The sequence below is a fragment of the Rothia sp. SCPM-O-B-18226 (M350) genome (assembly GCF_058213595.1).
In genome coordinates this window covers 632,736-649,788 of sequence record NZ_JBYQJS010000001.1, presented here as the reverse complement: position 1 = coordinate 649,788, position 17,053 = coordinate 632,736, and the positions used below count along the sequence as shown (strand labels likewise).

Annotated in this window: 16 protein-coding genes; 9 read left to right on the top strand and 7 right to left on the bottom strand. The window is 64.3% G+C overall.

The genetic code is table 11. The features are described 5' to 3' along the window. Positions 1-102: 102 nt before the first annotated feature. Genes AC3E6W_RS02835 through AC3E6W_RS02825 form a run of 3 tightly spaced genes read left to right on the top strand, consistent with a single transcriptional unit; the run spans position 103 to position 3,449 of the window. Positions 103-1,431, top strand: a complete 1,329-nt coding sequence (locus tag AC3E6W_RS02835) for a magnesium transporter MgtE N-terminal domain-containing protein (protein ID WP_049343908.1) — start codon at positions 103-105, stop codon at positions 1,429-1,431. Continuing rightward, positions 1,424-2,260 (top strand): DUF1003 domain-containing protein, encoded by an 837-nt coding sequence (locus tag AC3E6W_RS02830; protein ID WP_490652263.1) that lies wholly within the window; start codon positions 1,424-1,426, stop codon positions 2,258-2,260. Before AC3E6W_RS02835 ends, AC3E6W_RS02830 begins: the two co-directional genes overlap by 8 nt. Next, a complete protein-coding gene (locus AC3E6W_RS02825; RefSeq protein WP_490652262.1) occupies positions 2,247-3,449 on the top strand; it encodes a P-loop NTPase in 1,203 nt (400 codons plus the stop codon). Before AC3E6W_RS02830 ends, AC3E6W_RS02825 begins: the two co-directional genes overlap by 14 nt. Positions 3,450-3,526: 77 nt before the next feature. Here the strand turns inward: AC3E6W_RS02825 and AC3E6W_RS02820 are convergent, their stop codons facing one another. The 4 genes from AC3E6W_RS02820 to dapE form a co-directional block, all read right to left on the bottom strand. Continuing rightward, positions 3,527-3,904, bottom strand: coding sequence for a twin-arginine translocase TatA/TatE family subunit (locus tag AC3E6W_RS02820; RefSeq protein ID WP_049332091.1), 378 nt, complete (start codon positions 3,902-3,904; stop codon positions 3,527-3,529). Positions 3,905-4,172: 268 nt separating this feature from the next. Next, on the bottom strand, positions 4,173-5,540 hold the full coding sequence (locus AC3E6W_RS02815; protein ID WP_490652261.1) for a hypothetical protein: 1,368 nt from the start codon (positions 5,538-5,540) through the stop codon (positions 4,173-4,175). Beyond that, a complete protein-coding gene (locus tag AC3E6W_RS02810) occupies positions 5,537-5,920 on the bottom strand; it encodes a taurine ABC transporter substrate-binding protein (protein ID WP_490652260.1) in 384 nt (127 codons plus the stop codon). Before AC3E6W_RS02810 ends, AC3E6W_RS02815 begins: the two co-directional genes overlap by 4 nt. Positions 5,921-6,142: 222 nt before the next feature. Continuing rightward, positions 6,143-7,297 (bottom strand): succinyl-diaminopimelate desuccinylase, encoded by a 1,155-nt coding sequence (dapE, locus tag AC3E6W_RS02805; RefSeq protein ID WP_294646561.1) that lies wholly within the window; start codon positions 7,295-7,297, stop codon positions 6,143-6,145. 105 nt (positions 7,298-7,402) lie between these two features. Between dapE and dapD the strand changes: the two genes are divergently transcribed. From dapD to AC3E6W_RS02775, 6 genes are all read left to right on the top strand, one after another. Then, positions 7,403-8,368, top strand: a complete 966-nt coding sequence (gene dapD / locus AC3E6W_RS02800; protein WP_490652259.1) for a 2,3,4,5-tetrahydropyridine-2,6-dicarboxylate N-succinyltransferase — start codon at positions 7,403-7,405, stop codon at positions 8,366-8,368. Between the two features lie 284 nt (positions 8,369-8,652). Next, on the top strand, positions 8,653-9,666 hold the full coding sequence (gene galE / locus AC3E6W_RS02795; protein ID WP_049346648.1) for a UDP-glucose 4-epimerase GalE: 1,014 nt from the start codon (positions 8,653-8,655) through the stop codon (positions 9,664-9,666). 376 nt (positions 9,667-10,042) lie between these two features. Then, entirely contained in the window at positions 10,043-10,807 is a 765-nt protein-coding gene (locus AC3E6W_RS02790; RefSeq protein ID WP_070680396.1) for an amino acid ABC transporter ATP-binding protein, read from the top strand. A gap of 15 nt (positions 10,808-10,822) precedes the next feature. After that, positions 10,823-11,653, top strand: a complete 831-nt coding sequence (locus AC3E6W_RS02785) for a glutamate ABC transporter substrate-binding protein (protein ID WP_070680394.1) — start codon at positions 10,823-10,825, stop codon at positions 11,651-11,653. A 20-nt stretch (positions 11,654-11,673) separates the two neighbouring features. Next, entirely contained in the window at positions 11,674-12,357 is a 684-nt protein-coding gene (locus AC3E6W_RS02780) for an amino acid ABC transporter permease (protein WP_049332080.1), read from the top strand. Next, the gene (locus tag AC3E6W_RS02775; RefSeq protein WP_294646573.1) at positions 12,354-13,292 is read left to right on the top strand and encodes an amino acid ABC transporter permease; all 939 of its coding nucleotides are present in this window, start codon (positions 12,354-12,356) and stop codon (positions 13,290-13,292) included. The genes AC3E6W_RS02780 and AC3E6W_RS02775 overlap by 4 nt, the downstream gene beginning before the upstream one ends. Before the next feature lie 123 nt (positions 13,293-13,415). On the opposite strand, the gene dapC is transcribed toward AC3E6W_RS02775, so the two are convergent. The 3 genes from dapC to AC3E6W_RS02760 all read right to left on the bottom strand — a co-directional run bounded on the left by dapC (position 13,416) and on the right by AC3E6W_RS02760 (position 16,834). Then, the gene (gene dapC / locus AC3E6W_RS02770; RefSeq protein WP_490652258.1) at positions 13,416-14,555 is read right to left on the bottom strand and encodes a succinyldiaminopimelate transaminase; all 1,140 of its coding nucleotides are present in this window, start codon (positions 14,553-14,555) and stop codon (positions 13,416-13,418) included. Positions 14,556-14,761: 206 nt separating this feature from the next. After that, positions 14,762-15,082, bottom strand: coding sequence for a ferredoxin (gene fdxA / locus AC3E6W_RS02765; RefSeq protein ID WP_049332074.1), 321 nt, complete (start codon positions 15,080-15,082; stop codon positions 14,762-14,764). 363 nt (positions 15,083-15,445) lie between these two features. Further along, positions 15,446-16,834: a PIG-L family deacetylase gene (locus tag AC3E6W_RS02760; protein ID WP_490652257.1), complete on the bottom strand. Its 1,389-nt coding sequence runs from the start codon at positions 16,832-16,834 to the stop codon at positions 15,446-15,448. Positions 16,835-17,053: the final 219 nt, after the last annotated feature.

Here is a 17,053-nt window from a genome sequence, read left to right as displayed (position 1 = left end):
TACCGGCCTGTCAGAACCCGGCCGCGGGGCTTCCCTGCGGGCACCGCTGAGAACGAGAACGCCCAAAGTGCGATTCCAGGCGGCGGAGCGTACCCTAGAGGGGTGAGCAATTCTAAGTTCAGCGCCCCCAGCAAGATTTACATTGCCCGCCTTCTGGGCCTCGACGTTTTTGACCCCTTCGGTGACCGCCTCGGCCGTCTCCGCGATGTTGTCGTGCTCAAACGCGGCCTGGGTGCCTCCATTGCCGGCGCCCGCCCCGCCAAGGGCACCGAACCGATTGTCGTCGGCATCATCGTTGAGGTGCTCGGCAAGAAACGCGTATTCATGCCCATGACCCGCGTGCGCAGCATCGACGCCTCCCAGATTATTTCGACCGGCCTGGTGAACCTGCGCCGCTTCGAGCAGCGCAACTCCGAGACCCTCATCGTCGGTGAGCTCTTCGACCGCCGCGTACGCCTGCTTGACGGCAGCGGCGACGCCGTTATTGAAGACGTCGCGATTGAGCAGCGCCGCAACGGCGACTGGGGCGTGACCGAGCTGTTCGTCTCCCGCGTCAGCTCCGGCTCCAGCACGTGGCGCCGCCGTTCCAAGGAGACCCTCATCGTCGACTGGGACGAGGCTCTGCTCTCCACCGACGTGGAGCCGCAGGCGGCAACCGCGTTCGTGGCCAACCACGAAAACTCCAAGCCCGCCGACCTGGCGGACGCCATCCACGAGATGAGCGATAAGCGCATGGTCGAAATCGCCGCCGAGCTGCAGGACGAACGCCTCGCGGACGTTCTGCAGGAGCTGCCCGCCGAGGACCAGGTGCAGATTCTTTCGCACCTGGACGACGAGCGTGCCGCGCAGGTCCTCGAAGAGATGGAACCGGACGACGCGGCCGACCTTCTCATCGAGCTCGACGACGCCCAGCGTGAGAAGCTGCTGGAACTCATGGAGCCCGACGAGGCGGACGACGTGCGTCGACTGCTCGAATACGATGAGGGTACCGCCGGTTCGCTCATGAACCCGGTGCCGATTATCCTCTCCCCCGAGGCGACCGTTGCCGAGGCGCTTGCACACATCCGCGCCGAGGAAATTCCTCCGGCAATGGCGGCTGCCGTCATGGTGACCCGTCCGCCCCTGGAAACGCCGACCGGCAAGTACCTGGGCCTGGTGCACATGCAGAAGCTGCTGCGCGTGCCGCCGAGCGAGCCCATCGGCCACATCCTCGACACCGACACCGAGCCGGTCTCTGACCAGGCCAGCCTCGAAGAGTTGGCTCGCGTGCTGGCAACCTACGACCTGACCATCGTTCCCATTGTGAACGATTCGCACCGCCTGGTAGGCGCGGTGACCATCGACGACGTGCTCGATGCTCTCCTGCCCGAAGACTGGCGAACTTACGATGATGGAACTCCCGTACGAAAGGTAGGACGACGCTTTGCCTGATTCGAACCGCCGCGACGCAAACCGTACCGAAGAGAACCCCCGCATCGATAAGGCGCGTCTTCTCAAGGACCGCCTGGAGAAGAAGTACGCTGAACGCAACCGCGAGCGCGGCGATTCCCGCCCGCAGCGCGGCGACTCGCAGCTGAGCACCCCCGGCACCCGCAAGCCGAGGCTGTTCTCGAGCCCCAACCCGGATGCTTTCGGCCGCATGACCGAGGCGTTTGCGCGCTACATGGGTACCCCGCAGTTCTTGATGTGGATGACCATTTTCTGTGGCGTGTGGCTGGCCTGGAACTCCCTGGCGCCGGAGGAGATGCAGTTCGACCCGCGTAGCCTGAACTTCACCCTGCTGACCCTGATGCTGTCCCTGCAGGCCTCCTACGCCGCTCCCCTGCTGCTGCTCGCGCAGAACCGTCAGGACGACCGTGACCGCGTGGTGGCTTCCGAGGACCGCAAGCGCGATCAGCAGAACCTGGAGGAGACCCAGTATCTGACCCGCGAGATTGCTTCGCTGCGTATTGCTCTGCGCGAGGTGGCGACCCGAGACTTCGTCCGTAGCGAGCTGCGCGACATTCTTGAGGAGCTGCAGAACATTGCGCAGGAGCAGGAGCGCCACGCCGAGCAGCTGCAGGACATCAGCGAGGACATTGAGGACCTGGAGGAGGCCATCGACGATATCGACGCCTCCGACGGCATCGAGGGTGAGGAAACCGAGGACGAGGAGACCGAGGGCTCCGCGCACGCTGAGGACCCGGGCGAGCGGAAGGCAGAGAGCCCGGCCAAGACCTCGGGCGATGCCCCGGAGGGAGGCGCCCGTGAGCGCCGATAACCCGCTGCAGGACGCGCTCTACGCGGCCCTTGCCCGCGTGGAGGACCCCGAGCTGCGCCGCCCCATCACGGAGCTCGGCATGGTCGAGACCGCGCTCGTGCATCCCGAGCTGGATGAGCGCGGTAAGCCGATTCCCGGCCGCCACTGGGCCGAGGTGAAGGTTCTGCTCACCATCGAGGGCTGCCCGCTGAAGAACACCATCGAGCAGCAGGTGCGCGAGGCCGCCGCCACCGTCGAGGGCATCGAGCGAGTGCAGCTGCAGGTGGGCGCGATGAACCCGCAGCAGCGGTCCGCCCTGCGTTCGATGCTCAAGCCCGAACGCACCAACCCGTTCACCGCCCCCGGTTCGCTGACCCGCGTGTTCGGCGTGGTGTCCGGCAAGGGAGGCGTGGGCAAGTCCTCCATGACGGCCAACCTTGCGGCGGCCTTCGCCTCGCGCGGGCTCTCGGTGGGCATTATCGACGCGGACGTGCACGGCTTCTCGATTCCGGGCCTGCTCGGCATCACCGATGCCCCCACACGCCTGGATGACCTGATTCTTCCCCCCACCGTGGATGTTCCCACCCCCGCCCGCCGCTGGGGCGATGCGCAGGTCGGCGGCGGCTTTATTCGCGTGATTTCTATCGGCATGTTCCTCAAGGGCAACGAGCCGGTGGCCTGGCGCGGCCCCATGCTGCACCGCGCGCTGGAGCAGTTCATCATGGACGTGCACTTCGGTGCCTTGGATGTGCTGCTACTCGATTTGCCGCCCGGCACCGGCGATATTGCCATCTCCATGGCTCAGTTGCTGCCCAATGCGGAGCTTGTGCTCATCTCCACCCCGCAGCACGCCGCCGTGGATGTGGCCGAACGCGCCGGCACCCTGAGCCTGCAGACCGGCCAGAAGGTCGTGGGCGTGGTCGAGAACATGGCCGCCATGACCCTGCCCGACGGCACCGTGCTCGACATGTTCGGTTCCGGGGGCGGGCAGGTGCTCGCTGAGCGTCTCTCGGAGGCGCTCTCCTACCCCGTCCCGCTGCTCGGCTCGGTCCCCCTGGACGTGAACCTGCGCACCGGCGGTGACGAGGGCATGCCCGTCGTGTGGGGTCGCCCCGACTCCGCGACCGCCGAAGAGATCCAGTCCATCGCTTCGAAGCTTCTGCACTCCGGCGAGTCGAGGGCGGGGCAGAGCCTGCCGCTCTTCGTCTAGGGCTAGAGCCTCTACAAAAGCTGATACAGAAAGAACCCCGCGCCGTGACCGGTGCGGGGTTCTTTCGTTTCAAAGTCTTAGGTGGCGTCCACGTCAAAGGGGGCGTACGCGCCTCGCGGGAGGGAATGGCTCTCAGCCTTCTCCTGCTCCTTCAGCAGCGCCTCCTCGCGGGCCTTCGCCTCGCGCTCGCGCTCGGCGTCATCCTCGGCGAATGCCTGACGCACAATCACGCGGGGGTCGTACTGGCGGGGGTCGTACTGGCGCCAGTTGATGTCCTCCAGGCCCGTCTCGCCCAGGGCCTCTTTGAAGTCGTCCTTAGCGTCAAAGGCCATGCGGCGCACGGTCTTGACGAACTCGCGAATCTGACGGGCGTATTCGGGCATGCGTTCGGGGCCAATCACCACAAACGTGATGATGGCCAGAATAATCAACTCGGTGCCACTAATACCAAACACAGAATATAGATTATCAGCTCCGGGCCGGTGCCGCCGACCAAAAGGGCCCATACGAACGTGTCTTTAAGCTCTGGACCTGCGGGATGCGCGAGCTAAAGCCCCGCCGAAAGTATTGCGCCCTCGGCTAAGAACGCCACAACAGCGGTTTACGGCGGATAATCTCCACCGCCGGGTTAAAACGCTGCGGCTCCTACCGCAGACACGCGCGCCTCCCGAACGCAAAAGACCGCCGGCAGCACCCCGGCGGTCTCCTGACACAATATTCGGTTTACGGCGGATAATCCCCACCGCCGGGGAGCTGCTTCCAATGCCACAGCCAGCCCACCCAGCCCCACTGCGCGCACGCGCCCGCAACCAGCAACGCCCAGCGGTAAGCTCGCGAACGGCTCAGCGCCGCAATCACCACGACCAGCGGGAACAGCGGTAGCAGCAGACGGAACGTCGACGACTGCGGGTTGAGGAACAGAATCAGGTAGGCGAAGTAGCAGACGCACCACAGATTCAGCGGGGCCACCAAAACGCTTCGCGCCACCGGGCTCAGGCACAGCGCGGCGAAACCCAGGATCAGCAGAACCAGCAGGATCGGGGCCGCATACCCAAAGTAGATGTACCCCTGTGTCAGCCACGGCTGAATCGGTGCCAAATGGGTACCGCGCCACGCCGTCTCGGTGGCCGTGTACGCATCCACACGGCCCGTAGCCGACCACGCAATCGCGGGCCACACCAGCGCGCACGCGCACACCAGCAGGGCGCTCACCAGCTGCCCCGCACGGCGCACAAACGCCGTGCCAATGCCCATAGCGCGACTCGACCGAACCCAGCAGGCGAACCACCACAGGCCCGCCGCTGCACCCAGCGGAACGCCCACCGGGCGGGAAAGGCAGGCCAGGGCCGCAACCGGCACCAGCCAGCCGTAACGCCCCTTCACGAGGCACAGTAGCGCACCGGCCAGGAACACCAGGTTCAGTGACTCGGCGTAAGGCACCTGAAGCACGGGAGCCACCGGCAGGAACGACACCAGGGCCGTGCCCCACAGGGCCAACGAGGAGGCGGGCTCAGCATCGGCGGAGTCAGATCCGGAACGCGCGAGGCGGGCCGCCTTCACCGAGGCGTCAAAGAGCAGGTAGATGATCCAGGCCGCCGCGAAACCGGCCAACAACGCGACGGTGGCGGCCACCGGGTAGTAGGCGATGCCCGTCAGGCGGCTGATTCCCTGCGAGAGTAGCGGAAAGATGGGGTAAAACGCCCACTGATTCTGCTGGACGACACCCATCGCGTTGACCGGCAGCTCGCTCGGGTAGCCGTTGAGCGCAATCTGCTCGTACCAGCCGGCATCCCAGGTGCTGATGAAAGAGAGGTAGCTCAGGTGCTCGCCCCAGGGGCCGCGCAGCTGCTGCTGGCCGACCACGGCGAACACCGCGAAGCCCCACACACGCGAAATCCCGTAGATGAGCAGCACCGAAAGCCAGGCCGGCAGGGCGCGCAGACGCTCCCCCACGCGGCGCAGACGCTCGGCGGAGGAGGTGTACATCCACGTCAGGGCCTCGTCGAAGGACTCGGACCGGTTCTGCTCGACGCGGGATGCGGTATGCTCCGCCGGCTCGCTCGATTCGGTGAGCCCGGCGCGTGCGCTCATCGGGCCTCCCCGCTCTGCGGCTTCTCGGCGGAGGATACCGCGGAGGCGCCCGAGGGCTTGTCCACGTGGTGATCCACGAAGTCGTGGGCGCTCAGGGTCCGCTCAACGTTACCGGTATGCGGCACGGCCAGAGGAAGGGGTTCCGGCTCTTCCTGCACGGCCCGGGGGCCCTCGGCGGGCACGGCCTGCGATGCGGGGGCCACGAAGGGCTTGGCGATGACGTCCAGGTCGTCGACCGTGTCGAAGACTCCCAGGCCGTCACGGCCCACGGCGTTGAAGAACGCTGCGCCGGGCACGGCGCGGTGGCCGCCGAGCGCAATCACCGTGAACGAAGCGATGACCAGCAGGATTAGGGCGAGCAGAATCAGAAGAATGTTCAACTCTGTCCTCTCGAATAACGTGTATGGATACTCTCCATCTTAGAAGAGAGATGCGTTGTCTCCCCTTCTATGACGCTGTGAGATGCCGGCCGGCCGGGGCGACAACGCGGTGGCCGGCAGGCGGAGGGCTTTGGCCCGGGTTCGCGCACGGGGTTCGCGCACGGGGTTCGCGCCCGGGGCCCATGCCGCCGTTCGGCACGCAACCGGGCCGGGAAGCGCCTCCTAGTCCTCGTCGTCGCGGTCGCTGAGTAGCCAGGCGCGCAGGTCCGCGTGGCAGCGGGTCAGCTGGCTGAAGCGCACGTGCTCGTTGTCGGTATGGGCCAGCAGGGCGTCACCGGGGCCGAAGTTCACGGCCGGGATTCCGATTTCACTCAGGCGCGCCACGTCCGTCCAACCGTACTTCGGCTGGGGCTCCTGCCCCACCGCCTCAATCAGGGAGGCGGCCAGCGGGGTGTCCAGGCCGGGGCGGGCCGCCGGGGAGAGGTCCACGAAGTCCAGCTCGTACCCGGCGAAAACCTCACGCACGTGGGCAACAGCCTCGTCCAGGGTCTTATCGGGGGCGAAACGATAATTCACGTGCATCGCCGCCGCGTCGGGAATCACGTTGCCGGCCACGCCGCCAGAGATCTGCACCGCGTTCAGGCCCTCACGATAGTCCAGGCCCTCCACAGCAATGGTCTTCGGCTTGTAGGAGGCGAGCGCCGCCAGCGCGGGCGCCAGGGCGTGGATCGCGTTCTCGCCGCGCCAGGCCCGGCCCGAGTGGGCGGCCAGGCCGCGGGTGCGCACGAAGAAACGCATGGTGCCGTTGCAGCCGCCCTCAATCGTGCCGTTGGTCGGTTCGAGCAGTACGCCGAAGTTGGCGTCGGTGATGAGCTCCCCGTGGTTGCGAATCAGGCGCGCCAGGCCGGAGAGCTCGCTCGCGACCTCCTCGTGGTCGTAGAAGATGTAGGTCAGGTTGTAGTCGGTGTCCCGCGCGGTCAGCTCGGCGGCCAGCTTCAGCTGGACGGCCACGCCGCCCTTCATATCGGTCGCGCCGCGTCCGTAGAGCACGTACTCGCCGTCTTCCTCGCGAACGGTGGCCGGCACGGTGCCGAGGGAACCCTCGACGGTGGGTAGGGGCACGGTGTCCAGGTGACCGGCCAGGATAATGCGGGTGCGTTCCCCCTCTTCACCGGGCATCGGCGGGAATTCGGTGCGGGCAATAATGGCGTCCCCGTCGCGGGTCAGATGCAGGTGCGGGTAGGCCGCGAGCGCCGCGTACACGGCATCGGCCAGGTCCTTCTCGTGGTCGGATACCGATTCGTAGTCGAGCAGGGCGCGGGTCAGCTCGGGCATGGATACGTTCAGGTCCAGGGGTGCGTGGTGATTCACAGTCATCCCTCCACGATACAGGCTGGGGACGCCCCGCATCCCGGGGCCCGCGCTTCTGTTCGTGAGACGAACGCCGACGGCCCTGATGCTCGGTGTGCTACAGCCCATATAATGGTGTGCATGTCTGAAAACACTCCCCGTTACGCCTCCGGCGTCGCACTGGTTAATGTTGTTGCTTCCGGCGAGCATGCCGGCACCGTCCTGGATGCCTGGTTCCCCGCCCCCTCCCTGACCCAGACCCCCGACCTGTCCATCGCGGACGAGCTGGAGGACCTGACCGTTGAGCATCCGGCGCGCAACGCCCGCACCGAGGTGCGTACCGCCTCCATCAACCTGGACGAGGCACCCGAAGACGCGGTCGACGCGTACCTGCGTCTGCACCTGCTCTCCCACACCCTGGTTCGCCCCAACGAGCTGAACCTGGACGGCCTGTTCGGCACCCTCGCGAACGTGGCGTGGACCAACCACGGCCCGGTGCTTGCCGCCGAGTTCCAGAAGCTGGCGATTGGTCTGCGTAAGCTGGGTCACCTGAGCGTGAGCCACATTGATAAGTTCCCGCGCCTGGTGGATTATGTGGTTCCCGCCGGCGTGCGTATTGGCGACGGCGATCGCCTGCGTCTGGGTGCGCACCTGGCCTCCGGAACGACCGTGATGCACGAGGGCTTCGTGAACTTCAACGCTGGTACCCTGGGCACCTCCATGGTTGAGGGCCGTATCTCGCAGGGCGTTGTGGTGGGCGACGGCTCGGATGTGGGTGGCGGCGCCTCCACGATGGGCACCCTCTCCGGCGGCGGCAAGAAGCGCGTATCCATTGGTGAGCGTTCCCTGCTGGGCGCGGAGTCCGGTATCGGTATTGCCCTGGGTGATGACTGCGTGGTTGAGGCTGGCCTGTACGTGACCGCCGGTTCGCGTGTGAGCGTTCTGCTGCCCGGTCAGGAGGCGCGCGTGGTGAAGGCTGCGGAGCTGTCCGGCGTGTCGAACCTTCTGTTCCGCCGTAATTCAATCAGCGGCGCGATTGAGGTTCTGCCGCGTGCGAAGAACACCGTGGAGCTGAACGAGGCGCTGCACCTGAACTAGTCTGGACCGGCCTGGGCTAATGCCGGCCGCCCCTGCGGGCTTGAGGGGTCGGGATGTGTGAAGCATCCCGACCCTTTTTCTACGTTGTGCGTGGGGCTCGCATCCCATCCTCGATAACTTCACCGTCCGTAGCCCTTTACGTGCCTCCCACGTGCTCACACCGGAGTGCACAAGCGCACAGTGCATAAAACCATTCTGTTGCCCCGACCCCTGTACCATTAGATACAGCTCAACAGCACATGCTCCGTCCGGTTCACACCGGAATTTTTGCTCGAAAGGACATCATGAAGGTACTCGTTACCGGCGGTGCCGGCTACATTGGCTCGCACACCGTACTTGAATTGCTCAAGGCAGGCCACGACGTCGTCGTCATGGATAACCTCGCCAACTCCTCCGAAGAGTCCCTCAAGCGCGTCACCGAGCTGGCCGGCCGCGCTCCCGAATTCCACAAGGTTGATTTGCTCGACCTCGAGGGCATGAAGGCCCTCTTCAAGCAGGTTCGCCCCGACGCCGTGATTCACTTTGCGGGTCTGAAGGCTGTGGGTGAGTCCGCCGAGAAGCCGCTGTGGTACTACCAGACCAACGTGGCCGGCACCCTGAACCTGCTCTACGCCATGGACGAGGCCGACTGCCACTCCATCGTGTTCTCCTCCTCCGCTACCGTGTACGGTGAGCCCGAGTCCATGCCTCTGATCGAGAAGATGAACATGGATGCGCAGTCCTGCTACGGCCGCACCAAGGAGCACATCGAGGACATGCTGGTCGACCTGGCCGCTTCCGACTCCAAGTGGAACATTGCTCTGCTGCGCTACTTCAACCCGGTGGGCGCACACGAGTCCGGCCGTATCGGCGAGGACCCGGCGGGTATCCCGAACAACCTGGTGCCCTTCATCGCCCAGGTTGCTGTGGGCCGCCGCGACCACCTGAACGTCTTCGGCAACGACTACCCGACCGTTGACGGTACCGGCGTGCGCGACTACATCCACGTGGTCGACCTGGCCGACGGCCACCTGAAGGCACTGGATTACATCACCCAGCACGGCGGCCTGCACACCTGGAACCTGGGTACCGGTAACGGCTACTCGGTTCTGCAGGTTCTGCACGCCTTCGAGGAGGCATGCGGCAAGGAGCTGCCGTACAAGATTGTGGATCGTCGCCCCGGTGACGTTGCGGTCTCTTACGCCGACCCCTCCTCCGCCCTGGCTGACCTGGGTTGGAGCGCTACCCGTGATATCAAGACCATGGTTCGCGACCACTGGAACTGGCAGAAGAATAACCCCAACGGTTACGAAGCCTAAACAGTTTTAGCCCCTCCTGCTGGGGTGTTGAAGGATGCCCGATAGGTGTTGTCTCACCTATCGGGCACTTTTCTGCGCTTTTTTCGAAATTTTTACCAAGTCGTGACTACCTCCCCAAAGGCGTTTGACACCTCGTGAGTGAGTAGAGATAGGGAAGAATATATTCCCTAGTCAGAGCCTTTTGTGAAGATGGGGTGTTTTTTACCCATATTTTTACGTCAAAAATACTATAACTATGCATTCATGCTTAAAAATTCACATTGCTTACACAGTAAAGTGAATATTTTGCAGACAGGAAACCGCATGAGGCGTAAGCTGAAAACTCAGCATACAGACAACCCGCATCATAGACGCACCTCACGTGAAAGGGTTCATCATGTCCGCACAGGCAGCTCCCGAAGCGCAGAAAAACCTCATCGAAATCGCCAACGTCAACAAGTACTACGGCACCAACCACGTTCTGAAGAACATCAATCTTTCCGTGGGAAAAGGTGAGGTCGTCGTCCTCCTCGGCCCCTCCGGATCCGGCAAATCCACCCTCTGCCGAACCATCAACCGCCTCGAAACTATCACCAGCGGATCCATCACCATTGACGGACAAGAACTACCCGAAGAAGGCCGAGCCCTCGCCAAGCTCCGCGCGGAAGTCGGCATGGTCTTCCAGTCCTACAACCTCTTCGCGCACAAGAACATCCTCGATAACGTAACCCTTGGACCCCGCCGAATCCGCAAGATCTCCAAGTCGGAGGCAGAAGCGGAGGCCATGAAGCTACTCGCAAAGGTCGGCGTGGATTCCCAGGTGCACAAGATGCCCGCAGAGCTTTCCGGCGGTCAGCAGCAGCGCGTCGCCATCGCCCGCGCACTCGCCATGAGACCTAAGGTCATGCTCTTCGACGAACCCACCAGCGCGCTCGACCCCGAAATGGTCAACGAAGTGCTCGACACCATGGTCTCCCTCGCACGGGAAGGCATGACCATGATCGTGGTGACCCACGAGATGGGCTTCGCCCGCAAGGCAGCAGACCGCATCGTCTTCCTTGCCGACGGCGAGATCGTCGAAGAGGCGCACCCGGACGAGTTCTTCACAAACCCGAAGAGCGAGCGCGCCAAGGACTTCCTCTCCAAGATCATCAACCACTAAAGCAGAGGGACCGACATGCAAAAATATTCACGCAAGCTGGCGGCACTCGCCGCAGCAGCATCCCTCGCCCTCACCGGTACTCTCGCAGGATGCTCCAGCGCAGAAAGCGACCACAAGATCCGCATCGGCATCAAAGTAGACCAGCCCGGCCTCGGTTACCAGGACGGCAACACCTACACCGGTTTCGACGTGGAGGTGGCGCGCTACGTCGCCGGTAAGCTCGGCTACTCCGAAGAGCAGATTGAGTTCGTCGAATCCCCCGCCGCTAACCGCGAAAACATGCTCAATACCGGTCAGGTAGACATGATCTTTGCGACCTACTCCATCTCTGATAGCCGTAAGAAGACCGTGGACTTCGCCGGCCCCTACTACACCGCGGGCCAGGACCTGCTCGTGCGTGCCGATAACACCGATATTCACGGCCCCGACGACCTCAACGGCAAGAACCTCTGCTCCGTGACCGGCTCCACCAGCGCCAAGAAGGTCCAGGACAAGTTCGCCAAGAACGTGAACCTGGTCAAGCAGAATAGCTACTCCGACTGCGTGGTCGCCCTCAACGGCGGCGTGGTGGACGCCGTCACCACCGACGACATAACCCTCGCCGGTCTGGCAGCCACCAAAGCGAACAAGGGCAAGCTGAAGGTGGTTGGTGCCCCCTTCACCACCGAACGCTACGGCGTGGGTCTGCCCAAGGGCACCGACAAGTGCGAAGCCGTGAACAACGCCATCAACGAGATGGTTGCCGACGGTACCTGGGAGAAGCTCATCACCAAGTACACCGAAGGCACAGGCTACCACTACAACACCGAAACCAACCCGCCGCACCTGGGCACCTCCTGCGCCTAGGCCTCTAGAGAGGTTCACGAATGTCATTCTTTGACCAACTCGGCACCCTCCTGTCCAAGTACGATGTGGTCGGCGCCTTCATGACCAATATTGAGCTGACCTTCTGGGCGGCCATTGGCTCGTTCGTTCTCGGTACCGTGCTGGCGCTCATGCGCATCAGCCCCGTCCCGTCCCTGCGATGGGTGGGCACCGCCTACGTGCATACTGTCCGTAATACTCCGCTCACCATCATGATGACTTTCGCCATTTTGGGTGTGTGGACGCAGTTCCAGCTCTCCTTCTCGCACGATTTCGACACGAACTTCTTCGTGTACGCGGTCATTGCCCTGTCGATTTACCATTCGGCGTTTATCTGCGAGGCGATTCGTTCGGGTGTGAACACCGTGCCTAAGGGTCAGGCTGAGGCGGCACGCGCTATCGGTCTGGGTTTCTTCGACACCGCCCGCCTGGTGATTTTCCCTCAGGCTCTACGCGGTGCCATTACCCCGCTCGGCAATACTCTGATTGCGTTGACGAAGAACAGCACTGTCGCCTCGGTCGCGTCGGTGGCTGAGGCCTCCGGGCTGATGAAATCCATGATTGAGTTCGACGCGAACATGGTGCTCGCTATCTTCATCATGTTTGCGATGGGCTTCGTCATCATTGTTGTTCCCATTGGTGCGTTGACCACCTGGTCATCCCGTAAGCTGGCGGTGAAACGATGAAAAACCCCTTTATCAGTAACGAAACCCGCGGGACCTCGTCGGTTCTCTTTGACGAGCCGGGTCCCGTGGCTCAGCGCCGCACCCGCATCTTCAACATTGCGGCCCTGGTTGTCTTCGCAATTTTCGCGGTGTACGTGCTGACCGTGATGGGCCAGAAGGGCCAGCTGGAGGCGGAGAAGTGGACCGACCTGTTCACCGCCCGCGCCTGGAGCTCCTACTACCTGCCGGGCCTCGCCTCGACCCTGTCGGCGGCAGCGGTTTCGGTGGTTACCTCGGTTGCGTTCGGTGTGGTCTTCGGTATTGCTCGACTCTCCCAGTACCGCGTTATCCGCTGGTTCGGCACCGTGGTCGTGGAGTTCTTCCGCGCCGTGCCCGTGCTGATCATGATGATCTTCTTCTGGCTGTTCTTGGGCAAGTACAGCGGTCTTCCGCCTGCTCAGCTGCCCTTCATCGCCGTGGTGGTGGGCCTGACCCTGTACAACGGTTCGGTGATTGCTGAGCTGCTGCGTTCGGGCGTGAAGCAGCTTCCTCGCGGTCAGGGCGAGGCGGGTCTTGCGATTGGTCTGACCCCGACCCAAACGCTGATTCGGATCCTGCTTCCGCAGGCGTTCACCGCAATGATGCCCTCGATGCTCAGCCAGTTCGTGGTGATTCTGAAGGATACCGCCCTGGGTTACATCATATCCTACCCGGAGCTGCTCGCCTCGGCGCGCCGCATCGGTTCCGGTGACGGCAACGTACTGCAGACCCTGATTCTGGCGGCGGCACTCTTCGTGACGGTGAACTTCGTGCTGACGGCTGTAGCAACCGGCATTACGGACAAGCTGGCGTCGCGCACCTCCGCGAAGGTGACCCGAAACCTGATTCCGGACGCTCTGGATAACCCGAACCCGCCGACCGTTCAGATGTTCGTGCTCCCCGGCGACCGCAAGTAGGCACGGCCGAGGTACAGCAAAGCCCCCGCACTCCCCTTTCGGGAGGGTGCGGGGGCTTCTCTGCTATGCAGGTTAGGTCCCCGGCGAGAGGCTCGGTAACGCCGCGCGGATGGGCCGGCCAGTCTACTTAGCCGCGGAGGCCTTCAGACGCTCGGCGGCCTTGGCCACGGCCTCGTCGGAGGCGGTCAGGGCGATGCGCACGTAGCCCTCGCCGTCCTCGCCGTAGAACACGCCGGGTCCGGCAATGATGCCCAGCTCGGCCAGGCGGCCGATGGAGTCCCAGGTGGACTCGCCGAAGGTGGTCCACAGGTACAGGCCCGCCTCGGAGCCCTCGATGCGTCCGCCGGCGGCGGTGATGGCGTCCTCCAGCACCTCGCGGCGGGCACGGTAGCGGTCCTTCTGCGCCGCAACGTGCGCCTCATCGCCCAGGGCGGCAATCATGGCGGCCTGCACGGGCGCGGGCACGATCATGCCGGCGTGCTTGCGGCTGTTGATAATGTTCGGCATGAGTTCGGGGGCGCCGGCCACGAAGGCGGCGCGGTAGCCGGCCAGGTTCGACTGCTTGGACAGCGAGTAGACGGCCAGCAGGCCGGTGAAGTCGCCGTCGCACACTCGCGGATCCAGGATGGAGGGCACAGGCTTACCGCCGCGGGCCTCGTCCCAGGCGCCCCAGCCGAGCTCCGCGTAGCACTCGTCAGAGGCCACCACGGCACCGATTTCGCGGGCCTGCGCGACGATTTCGCGCAGCTGCTCCACGGTGCGGACCGTGCCGTTCGGGTTGGCCGGGGAGTTCACCCAAATCAGCTTCACGCGGCTGCGGGTGTCGGCGTCCAGCTCGTCCAGGCTGTCGGCGGGCACGGATTCGGCGCGGGCGAAGCGGGCACCCATATCGTAGGTGGGGTAGGCGATGCGCGGGTACACGACCACGTCGCCGGGGCCCAGGCCCAGCAGGAAGGGCAGCCAGGCTACGAGCTCCTTCGAGCCGATCGTGGGCATGATGGCCTGCGGGTCCAGGCCCTTCACGCCGCGGCGGCGCTCAAACCATTCGGCGATGGCCTCGCGCAGGGCGGGGGTGCCGTGGGTGGTCGGGTAGCCGTGGGCGTCGGATGCCTCGGCGAGCGCGTTGCGGATGAGCTCGGGGGTGGGGTCCACGGGGGTGCCGATGGACAGGTCCACCGGGCCGTCGGGGTGAGCCGCGGCGGTGGCGCGGTAGGGGGCGAGCGCCTCCCAGGGGTATTCGGGCAGGTTCAGGCCGTAAGTCATTGTGTCACCTGGTCGCTTGGGGATTTTTCGTCACTCCAGTCTATCGCCCGGGCTTCGGGGCTGACTAGAGGAAGAGCCCCCATCCCAGCGCATAGACAGCTTGTCCAGGGGCGCACCGCGTGCGGTGCGCATCGGCCGGGGTGGGGGCTCGTGCATCCGGTCACTCGCGCAATTACTCTGCGGGCGCGACTGCTTCAGGTATGGGGTTAGTTGCTCTGCGGGGGCAGTGCCGCGATGAAAGGCACGTCCTTGCCGGTGGGACCGAGCTTTGCGGCGCCGCCGGGGGAACCCAGGTCGTCGAAGAAGTCGGCGTTGGCGCTCACGTATTCGCTCCACTCTTCGGGAACGTCGTCTTCGTAGTAGATGGCCTCGACGGGGCAGACGGGCTCGCAGGCGCCGCAGTCCACGCACTCGTCGGGGTGGATGTACAGGGTGCGGTCACCTTCGTAGATGCAGTCCACGGGGCATTCTTCAACGCAGGCGCGGTCTTTGACGTCCACGCAGGGAAGCGCGATAACGTAGGTCATGGGTCGGTGCCTTTCTCGATGCTGTGCGCCCTGTGCCCGCCGGTCTGCGGGTCGCCTTCTCCAGGGCAGGGTCTGCAGAGTAAACCGCCGAGCGTGTGGTGCTCGGCGGGGAAGTCTTTGTATAGTCTATCGCGCGCTCGGTGTTTTATCGTATTTTCGTGGTGTATTAGACAGCGAACGGCGGCGGGCGGGGACCTATTTTTTAGGCAAGCCTGCCCTGCCGCCGTTCATTATTTCACCTAGTCAGTGAATTATAAAAATACCCAAATTATATAAATGAAATCTTCGTCACATTAATTTGTGGGTGGGCACAACCCTTTTCTCACCGAGGAAAAACACGCAATAACGCATACTTTTTCTTCGCTATTTGTCCCGACCCTCGGCCTTGGCACGCGCACGCTGATGCGCCGAACGGGCCGAGAAGTAGCGCGCATCCTTCACCCGGTTGCGCGTGTACGCGAACATGCCCAGCATCGCCGCCACCGGCGCGCCGAACCACCACAGCGCACCGTACAGGCCGATGGCCGAGTGCCCCGGGTTCACGAGCACGAAGGGCGAATCCGGGCGGCCGTAGGCCAGCCAGTACACGGTCACGAAGGCCACGCCGCCCACGATAGCCGCCGTCATGCCGCGGCGCAGGGCGAGCGCGCTCCACAGGGAGGCGAAGAAAATCGTCAGGTACGCGATAAGCAAGCCCACGGGCAGGGCAACATCGCCTGCGTACACAACCCAAGCGTGGTAGATGGAACCGGCGACGGCCGCCACGGTGCCCAGAATCACGCCGGTCAGCACCGTGGAGACGAGTCCCGCCTCCTGCGGCTTCGGGGTGACGGTACGGGTGGGGTCGCCGTCGAGCACGCGGTAGGTCTCAACGGCAGAAATCTTCTGCGGCACCTTATTCGAGTACTCGAAGGTCTTATCGTCCAGCACCGTAATCTGGGTGCGGTGCGCCTCCATAGCCTTTCGCTTGGCGGTGCCGTCGCCAAAGATAGCGGCCTGCACGCGGGTGTCCTCGGGGTTGTACTCGCCCTCAATGCCCCAGGTAAGCAGCGGTCGGTCCTCGTCATCCCCCAGAATCTCCAGGGCACGCTTCACGATTTGGTGCACGCGCACGTGGTCGGGATGACCGTAGCCGCCGTCGGCGTCGTAGGTGACCAGCACATCCGGCTGGATCTCGTGAATTGCGGCGACCAGGGCCTGCGCCTGCGGTTCGAGGGGCTGGGCGGTCAGCGAGGCATCGCTCGAGACGGGGTTGGCGATGGGCTTACCGTTCGGGCCCCAGGCCATGCCGGAGTCGCGGTAGAGGGCCGGCACGCCCTCGGCGGTGGCCGGCTCCTGACCGAGGAAGAGGTGGCGGTGCACGCCCAGAGCCTCGAGAGCACCGTTCAACTCGCCCACGCGGTACTCCCCCAGCGCCTCGCCGTTGTCGGTGCATCCGGGCTTACCGACCTCCAGGTGCTGTAGCTGCGGCGGGATGACCTCGCCCAGCTCACCGCGGGTTGCGGTGATGAGGTACACCTCGGCGCCCTTCTGCGCGTAGTACGCCATCGTCGCGCCGGTCGAGGAGGTCTCGTCGTCGGGGTGCGCGTGCACGAAGAGGATGCGCGCCTGCTCCGAATCGTAGTTTGTGGGCAGCAGGTCGCGCTTGGCCCCGGATGCGATACGCTCACCCTGCGTGGGGTAGCTGGGGGTCGCGGCTTCCTGCGGCTTCTGCTGCTCGGCTTCCTGCGGGCTGTTGTCGGATGCGGACACGGGAATTCCCTCTCATAACGCACGGACTGGGATGTGCCTCTGGGGCTCACGCCTCACCCCGCGCGCAGGGCGTCTGCGGGGGTGCACGCTGTCTCAGCACACGGTCTTATCTTACACGGCGGCGGGGGTAGGCTCACCTCAGTATTGAGCGGTCCCGGTTTCGCTCCCCGCCCTGCCCGAATACGCCGAGCCGCCGCCCTCTTCCTTCCGGAAGGTGGC